This window comes from Mesorhizobium sp. M1423 (genome assembly GCF_040317575.1).
Lineage (GTDB): Bacteria > Pseudomonadota > Alphaproteobacteria > Rhizobiales > Rhizobiaceae > Mesorhizobium.
In genome coordinates this window covers 1-7521 of record NZ_JAMYKU010000060.1, presented here as the reverse complement: position 1 = coordinate 7521, position 7521 = coordinate 1, and the positions used below count along the sequence as shown (strand labels likewise).

The window sequence follows — 7521 nt, the reverse complement described above, 5'->3', positions numbered from 1 at the left end:
ACATAAGCGGGCAACCACCGCGTCTAAAATCATATAGCTCGCCCCAACCCCCCCTTGGGTTAATTCACCCCCCCCCCCCCGCCGCGGGGGGGGGTGTATGCCCCGCTGGGGGCAACCCACTTTGGCCTCGAAACGACGGAAAGTCATAAGACAAGCGGTTCATTCAGCAGCTTGGTGAGTCCGTTCGACCGACGTGTACTCGTTTGTCGAAGGTTCAGGAATACAGTCGCAACGGGCTCACTATGTGATCTGGAAGGTCAACTGCTGATCCTCCCGCTCAACTCCTAATGAACCAGCGGTTGCGGGGCGAATGGCGCTCCAGGCCGCTACTTGGGCGACGAATGGAGGCATTCACTCACGACCGCTGCGGGTTCTTCGACGACCCGCTGTCGTATGACATACCCTGCGTAGACACAGCTTGTGAAAACGCGCGATAAGGTCGGCCTGCGCTAGATTCAAAGATGGCCGGCGCACCAGAAGATGGCACACCGAATGTGCAACGCAATGCTTGGCTTCGCGGCACTTGCCCTAGCCGCGTGCCAATCGGCTCCTGAAACGCCGCAACCCGCCACTCTCGAACCTGCGTTAGAACCTGGTGCCATTCCTCCCCAACCTGCCTTGGTTCCTTCCGGCTCAGCAATCATGCATCAATCCGTGGCGGTCACTCTCCCTGGCAAGGGCGTTCCAACAAAGTACGCTGCTTTTTCGGGTCTATGGGCCGGACGATTGGATGGGATGTATGACGCCAAACTTGCTGTTCAGACGATTTCTTCCGATGGGAAGGTGACGGTCCCCTATGCGTGGGGAAATCTGGGCGACAACTATCCGGGAGAGGCCGCCGGCGCTGGAAGAATTGTGGGGACTACGTTGAAGCTTGAGCGCCTACCGAATGGCGCGGACGTCAGTTTTGTTATGCTGTCCGACGGAGCCCTCGCCGGAACCGTTAGGCTTGCTGGCCAGACCTACACGGGCGCGTACCTCAGGCAATGATCAAAGACGCATCTGAAGGGCTATGGAGAGGGCCAAACGACTGTTCCAATTTTGCAGCCTGTTGTTACCGGAGTGGGGGCCGTGCAGGTCGTGATCCCCAGATGTGAGCCACAACTCGATGCAAATGATCGTTGAACTTCTTGCCCGCCGCCTTGACGGCAAGCGCGGCCTGATCACCCTTCGCCTCCCGAATGACGGCCTCGATGCTCTGGCGGTTGATATGCGAGAAATAGCTGTCGCCGGTCGGCTCGAACCATCTCGCCATGTTCACCTCAAGAGCCTATCCAAGCCGGTCTGCGTGCTCGAAAGCGCCTTTCCGGTCATAGCAATGAAGCTTCCGCACAGCGTTGACGGAATGAGCCGCCGCAAAAGGGGCGGCGCCGATCCGCGGATGCGGATCCGCGTCGATCCTGCACGGAGCGCGGCGCTAGCAGCGCGGAGGAAGGACGGGGAGACCGAACTTCGCCTTGCTGGCGCTAATGAAGCCGCGACTGGGACCGGCGCCTCACTTGGCGGAGACGGTGCGGATCACGACCAGCCGGTCGGCCCCGGATTCTGGCAGCCAAACCTCTCCGCGGCGTCCATTGATCTGACGGACATCAGCGTTTTCCGTGGACTTGGGGTACGTCGTAAACTTGTCTGTCTGCGGATCGAACGCGTGCACGGCATTCCCTCCGAAATCGGAGAGCCAGACAATGTCGCGCTCGTCCACATAGACCGCATAGGTGCGAGGAAGGTCGCCGGGCAAACGCCAAGCGTTCCAGCCGCCGTCATGGGGGTCGTAGACCGATACCTGTCCCGCGTTCCATTCCGAAATCCAAAGCCGTCCCCGGCTGTCCGACCACACGCGGCGCGCCCCCTGGTCCGGGGTCGGAGGCTCGATCACTCGAGCTTCACCGCTCTTGCGGTCGATGCTTGCCAGATAGCTGCCGGCGAGCGACACGAAGTAGACGTCTCCGTTGGGGGTCGCAGTAATCCCGTAGGGGCCGCGGCCCTCTGGAGCGTGGAAAATTTTCATGTCGCCCGTCGCAGGGTCGAGCCTTCCGTAGATTCCGCTCTGCCCGGTGAACCAGAGGAGGCCGTCGCCGTCGAAGGCGGCAGTATTGAGATTGGCGTAGCCGACGTCCTGCGGAAGCGCCCACACCTTGATTTCCTCGGTTGTCGAGTCGAAGCGCACGATCGCGTTGAGCCCGCCATCGGTTATCCACGCGTCACCGTCCGGACCCTGGATGACACCGTGAGGGCTGGATCCTTCGCCAAGCGGTACTTGGCGAACCTTGCCGGTCTCGGGATCGAGAATACCCAGTGCCCCCTGTTGCTGGGCCGTGTACCAGATGTCTCCGTCGGGCGCGGGCGCGACGTCATGGGGATGCGCGCCCTGCGGGAGACTGTAGACCTGACGTTCCTGCGCGTCGGCCGGGAAGGCGGCAAGGCTGGCAGCGAGTGCGATAAAGCGGAAGAGGCGGCGCATGAGAACTCTCCATGCTGCGGCATGTGCCACTACTCTAGGCGCAAAGTTCGTCGCGGCAATGACGGATCGGGAAAATCACGGCGCCCTGCACTGCGTTTCACCGCCCCGCGGATCGACCAATCCAGCCCTGCTGTTGGGGCACTTTTGGGGTTCGACTGACGCGCTTATGGAACCCAACCCGGCTTGACAAGGATGCGTATTCAACAGGCGCAATGCGCCAAAAGCTTTGGCGCGAAGGGCAAGCATCTTGCCGATACGGCCATAGCCGAGGATGCCAATGCTGAATCAATTTCGGCGGCGTCAGGTGGGAGAAATAGTCTCGGCAGACGTCATCGATCGGGATGATGGCCTTACCACCATACTGAGCCATCAAAAGCAGTGCCGTGTTCATGCCGGGTTACCACCTAAGTCTGGAACCTAGCAAGCCGCCCGACGGGTTCAACCTTCCGTCACGGCCGGGCAGGGGAGGGCGTGCAAAACGGTAGGCGCGACCTAAGAAACGGTCGGGCTCGAGTCAGTAGAGGGATACCGCCAATACAGTGCTGTGACCGAGTTCGTTTGCTGACGGGGCTTCTTAATCGGTGCAAATTGGTCCGACTCCAACCTCCGCAACCAGTTCCAGCATAAATCACTAATAGTCGCGATCTGATCAAAGCCCCGCCGGAAAAAACGGCAAGGCTTTTCCCACGGCAGGTTTGCGAAGCGCGGAAGGGCACTCTGCCGCCCAGAGTAACCAGCCTGCACGGTGAAGACGAGAAGGACGCTCTTCCTAACGCGGAGTTCGAAACCCTCCCGGCCCTCTATAGACCGCCGATTGCCGCACAAATCGCAGCTGAGCAATGATCTTCTGGCCATCGCCGAGACCAAGATAGCAGAGGACAAGAGCGGGCTGGCGGAGGACTCCCCACCTTTTTGCAAGGCTGATTTTCACCCAGCCACCACTCTCGTCCATGCCGGTCTTGAGGTCGGGGTGCGGCGCAGCACTGCGCTGCAGCCCTGCCTCGCGGCGAGCAGCGGGTGTGCAACCGGAGTGGGCGCCTTCGCGGGGAACCGGCTGCAGGGAGCGAAGCGACCGAAGTTGGGCGGAAACGCTCCGAAGCGCGCCGAGGGCGGAGCCCTAAGCCTCTCGATGCTTCAACTCAAAGGACAGTCTTCCATCTTTCTCGGACCTTCGCCGACGGTCGCCGGTCAAGAAGTTGTGACCCAATGCCGCCTTTCCGGCGCCGATTTTCCTCTCCAAACCGGACCTTCCTCGCTACCAGCGCTTGTGACCCTTTTCGGAACAACCGCCCAAGACGAGGGACCGGCGCTGACAGTTCGGCTGACGATCGGCGCGACGATGCTGCTTGCCTCGATATCACGCTTTGCCACCCCGCCAGCGTCCATAACGCCAGACGGAAGCCGGCGCCACGCGCACGAATTGACTCTGTCCCCAGGCGGGGGCTCACTACAGCCGTGAATCGAGAGGCATCAGCAGCGAGTTCGCCGTCGATGCGCGCGTACTGCGGACCATAAAAGTTAGCACCGGCACTTGTATAGCTACCGTTATCCTTAGACATATCAGATCGCTCCTTAAGCAAGCCGATAGTCTACCTACGTGGGTATGCGCGAGCTCATGACTAACCCGCGTCCAAGCCTGGCTTCAGTATGCTTTCGAGCAGCAAAGCGCACCAGCAGCCGCCGATATACTTGATGCCGGCCGCATGTCCCATCAATCCACGTTTTGATCGCGATCGCGATCGCGATCGCGTCGGCCATTTGCCTGCGCCAACAGTCGGCCGCGATCTTCATTGCCGCTTCTTTTTCAGCCCATCTTGGCAATGACCTTTGCCATATCGTTGGCGTCGAACGCTCTTAGGGTCTGCGTTCGGACGTTGCCGAGCGAAGCTATCGATAAGCTGAGCGCGGTCGCGGCAATATCATCGTCGGCTTCGGCAATCGCGACCACGTCGTGCTGACCGAGCGTCCAGTAAAGCGAATGCACTTTGACCCCGCTTTTGGCCGCCATCTCCTTGAATGCTTCAGCACGCTTTACGGTGTCCTTGACTGTCTTAGCCCCCTGATCTGTGAAGTTGGTGAGCAGCACATAGTAGGCCATGTTATCCTCCCATAAACAGGGAGGCGTGCGGGCGCTTCGGCGACCGCCGTGTCTCCCATCTCTAAGCATAGCACATCCACGGCACGCCCGAACCGGGCAAGATCGGCACGACTTTCTCGCATGGCTGCATCCGACTGACCAACTGGGATGCCGAAGACCTCGGCTCGATCGTGCAGCCGGGCACGAAAGTCGACTTCAAGGACGGGATGGCCCACGCCGCCGACGAGCGCGCTCAGTAGCAAAGCGAACTTGGCGAGCAGACTTGCCCTTCACAGCCATACCTAAGGAAAGTCGCAGAATTGGACGCAGCGCGCGCTTCGCGCACAGCAACTCCGCGCGTCTTGGAACAAGGAGAGACCGGCAGCGTTGGGCCTGCAGCCGACTGAGATCGATTTGGCCGAAGCTACTGTCCCGCAATTTCGCCATCAATCCAGCGAGGTTTCCATGACACACATCCGAGCCGACAACCAGCCAGTCACCCAAATCACCATCGTCGATTCTGAACCGGACAAGCAGTCCGAGGCATTGTCCATCATGGCCGAGCGAGCGCGCTTTATGGCGCGTCAGCCTGGGTTCATCTCAATCAGCCCGCATCAAGAAGCCGAGTCATGATTCTTGCAAGGGGTGAAGCGATCAAAGCCCGACCCGCGCGCTGGCACGCTAGGTTGCCCGGTTTGCCGCAAGGAATAATCACTTGCGGCCGAGGAGTATGAAACGTGCGGTGCCCCCGCCGCAGCGACAGCCTTCGCTATTCCTTCTTGTCGACCAGCGCCCGTAGTGCCGAGACGTCATGCAGCAATAACCTGCTGCCACGCTTTTCGATCAGGCCTCTCTTGGCGAGGTCGCTCATTTCGCGCGAGACCGCTTCCCTGTGCGTGCTCATCGTTGCCGCCAGCTCGGAATGCGTCGGTGCCGGGCTTATGGACACCTCGCCGTCGACGAGTGCGGCTTTCTCCGCCCGATGCAGGAGCTCGACGATCAGCCGTTTTCGCACGACCAGAGTGCTGTATTCGAATACCCGCTCGGTCATGCGCCGGAGCTGGGCAGACAGATGCTCAAGCAGCATCCAGGCAAAAGTCGGATGGGTCATCACGATATCCCGGAATGCTGTGCCGGACAGCCGTGCAGCGCGGGTTGCCTCCAGCGCGACTACGCTGGCAGAGCGTGCAATCCCGTCAATGCCTCCGAGCTCCCCGAAAATGTCACCCGGTTCGACATCGCGATACGCTATCTCCCTGCCGTCCGCTGAAACCAGTGTCACGCGAGCCCGTCCTTCCAGCAGGAAGAAGACATCGCGACCAGTGTCGCCGTGGGAAATGATGAGCTCGTTGTGTCGATAGCTGCGCTCGTGCCACCGTTTGGTCAGCGCGGCGAGGTCGGCATCGCAAAGTCTTGAGATGAAGGCCAGAGAGCCTGTCACAACGGTCTCTTGTTCAATCAAGTGTACTTCACCTTACTCCCTATCCAAGGAAATTTGATGGCCGCAGGCCCCGCTTTCCGGGATGCAAACTGGGAGCGGATTTCGCCAATGTTTTCCCCGGTGTGGGAATTCCCACAGCCGAGCCTGGTTCGACTGTCATATCCTTGTTGCAACGTCAGGCCCGCCGGCTCGTGTGCAAGCCGGCGAAGGGAAAGGGAACAGTCATGAAATTCTTGGCTCCCGTCACAAAACTTGCTGCGGGGTTTCGCAAATTCGTCGCGCCGCGCTACCGCCCGGAGCTTTATTACATGCGTGGCCCGGGGCCAGCCACCGCCCGCCGTATGGGCGCGCCGCGGCAAAACCAATCCATCGACCACTACGCCTAACTTGCCTCGCGGACGGCTGACGCTCTCGCCCGGAGTGCCGTTCGCGCCGTTCCGTACCGGTCAATTCAGATCAATGAAGGGACGATCTGATCATGGTTATAATTCATGCTGCCGCCATTGGTCCATTTCGCAGGTGGTTACGCCTCCGCGCCGAGCGAAAAGCTCTCTTGTCGGCAACGGACCAGTTGAGCCGTTTACCCGATGACGTTCTTGGCGACTTCGGCATCTCACGTGACGAAATCATGTGCGCTTTGCGAAGCCGCGCCATCCGTCATGCGGAAGCAGGCGCGGCCGGCACGACGATCGAGCGCACCAGGATCGCTTGGGCCTCGATCCCGAAACGGTTGGCCGCCGGCAGTGGCTACGCCTCGGCCGAGATCCCCTTTGGCTGGTCCACGAGCGCGCGATCGAGCCTTACATCGCGGCTTCGACAAGCAGCGGCGCGCGGACGGGACCTTCGAACGGCACTACACCTGCGACCCCAAGGACTGAATGTTGACCGACGGGAGCTGGGGAGGATCTCAAAATGATCATGTCAGTTGTTAAGTCCCTCGCGCCTGTGACGCTCGGTACCGTGCTGATCGCAATCAGTCGGACTTCATTGTCGGCTTCTGACGCTCAGGACCTCGCGTTCGCTCACGCTGACATGCCCATCAAACAGCTGAAAGACGTCTATTTGGATTACGAGCGGGGAGGCCGCCGGTGCGCTGGGGACGGAAGACGTGATGTACTGTTCGATGCGCGAGTTCCGACTAGGCGCGCGATAGCAGTTTGCGCATAATCAACGATGCATGGCCTTCTGCACCGTGCGACGCGGCCCTGCGATCGACCACTTCGAACCATGTTTGGACCGCGCACTTCGCCGATCAGCGCAGTAACCAACCCGCGGAGTTCCGCGAGCGACAGCCTTCAAACGAATCAGTCGGTGGTAGCGTCACGCATAGGGTGAATCACGAACGCGCTCGCCTGCAAACCCCTTCGCCCGGAAATCTGCCCCGGTTACGCGGTTCGCCAGCAGACTGACAAGGAGCGGCTTCAGCCGATCGCCGATGCTATTTGTTATCTTTGTGCCGAATGGCATCTGTGGACGCCCCTTCGGACGCAAGCGATTTTTTTGGCGGTAGGCACGATGTCGGATGCTGCCATCTGTCCGGCC

Annotated in this window: 10 protein-coding genes and 1 pseudogene; 4 read left to right on the top strand and 7 right to left on the bottom strand. The window is 60.3% G+C overall.

Features of this window, described 5'->3' with window-relative positions; translation table 11 throughout:
- Positions 1-504: 504 nt before the first annotated feature.
- The gene (locus NKG95_RS33785; RefSeq protein WP_353043816.1) at positions 505-990 is read left to right on the top strand and encodes a hypothetical protein; all 486 of its coding nucleotides are present in this window, start codon (positions 505-507) and stop codon (positions 988-990) included.
- Positions 991-1054: 64 nt separating this feature from the next.
- Here the strand turns inward: NKG95_RS33785 and NKG95_RS33780 are convergent, their stop codons facing one another.
- From NKG95_RS33780 to NKG95_RS33760, 5 genes and pseudogenes are all read right to left on the bottom strand, one after another.
- Positions 1055-1255: a hypothetical protein gene (locus NKG95_RS33780; protein ID WP_353043815.1), complete on the bottom strand. Its 201-nt coding sequence runs from the start codon at positions 1253-1255 to the stop codon at positions 1055-1057.
- A 240-nt stretch (positions 1256-1495) separates the two neighbouring features.
- Positions 1496-2461 carry a Vgb family protein gene (locus NKG95_RS33775; protein WP_352914152.1) on the bottom strand — a complete coding sequence of 322 codons (966 nt, stop codon included), beginning with the start codon at positions 2459-2461 and terminating at the stop codon, positions 1496-1498.
- 280 nt (positions 2462-2741) lie between these two features.
- A pseudogene (locus tag NKG95_RS33770) lies at positions 2742-2852 on the bottom strand (pyocin activator PrtN family protein); the annotation flags it as partial.
- A 1202-nt stretch (positions 2853-4054) separates the two neighbouring features.
- Positions 4055-4252, bottom strand: coding sequence for a hypothetical protein (locus NKG95_RS33765; protein ID WP_352494223.1), 198 nt, complete (start codon positions 4250-4252; stop codon positions 4055-4057).
- 13 nt (positions 4253-4265) lie between these two features.
- Positions 4266-4559 (bottom strand): GYD domain-containing protein, encoded by a 294-nt coding sequence (locus NKG95_RS33760; protein WP_065012366.1) that lies wholly within the window; start codon positions 4557-4559, stop codon positions 4266-4268.
- A gap of 74 nt (positions 4560-4633) precedes the next feature.
- On the opposite strand from NKG95_RS33760, the gene NKG95_RS33755 reads away from it, so the two are divergent.
- Positions 4634-4798, top strand: coding sequence for a L,D-transpeptidase (locus NKG95_RS33755; protein ID WP_352494243.1), 165 nt, complete (start codon positions 4634-4636; stop codon positions 4796-4798).
- Between the two features lie 127 nt (positions 4799-4925).
- Complete coding sequence (locus NKG95_RS33750; protein ID WP_353043814.1) at positions 4926-5171, top strand: hypothetical protein; 246 nt, start codon at positions 4926-4928, stop codon at positions 5169-5171.
- 136 nt (positions 5172-5307) lie between these two features.
- On the opposite strand, the gene NKG95_RS33745 is transcribed toward NKG95_RS33750, so the two are convergent.
- A complete protein-coding gene (locus tag NKG95_RS33745; protein ID WP_029356805.1) occupies positions 5308-5979 on the bottom strand; it encodes a Crp/Fnr family transcriptional regulator in 672 nt (223 codons plus the stop codon).
- A 224-nt stretch (positions 5980-6203) separates the two neighbouring features.
- Between NKG95_RS33745 and NKG95_RS33740 the strand changes: the two genes are divergently transcribed.
- Complete coding sequence (locus tag NKG95_RS33740) at positions 6204-6365, top strand: hypothetical protein (RefSeq protein WP_352496614.1); 162 nt, start codon at positions 6204-6206, stop codon at positions 6363-6365.
- Between the two features lie 934 nt (positions 6366-7299).
- Here NKG95_RS33740 and NKG95_RS33730 read toward each other — a convergent pair.
- Positions 7300-7521 (bottom strand): hypothetical protein (locus NKG95_RS33730; RefSeq protein ID WP_353043813.1); only part of this gene is annotated, 222 nt, incomplete at its 5' end.

Coding starts and splice junctions, on each gene's coding strand:
- NKG95_RS33785 (WP_353043816.1), top strand. CDS start 505: ATGCTTGGCTTCGCGGCACTTGCCCTAGCCGCGTGCCAATCGGCTCCT.
- NKG95_RS33780 (WP_353043815.1), bottom strand. CDS start 1,255: ATGGCGAGATGGTTCGAGCCGACCGGCGACAGCTATTTCTCGCATATC.
- NKG95_RS33775 (WP_352914152.1), bottom strand. CDS start 2,461: ATGCGCCGCCTCTTCCGCTTTATCGCACTCGCTGCCAGCCTTGCCGCC.
- NKG95_RS33765 (WP_352494223.1), bottom strand. CDS start 4,252: ATGAAGATCGCGGCCGACTGTTGGCGCAGGCAAATGGCCGACGCGATC.
- NKG95_RS33760 (WP_065012366.1), bottom strand. CDS start 4,559: ATGGCCTACTATGTGCTGCTCACCAACTTCACAGATCAGGGGGCTAAG.
- NKG95_RS33740 (WP_352496614.1), top strand. CDS start 6,204: ATGAAATTCTTGGCTCCCGTCACAAAACTTGCTGCGGGGTTTCGCAAA.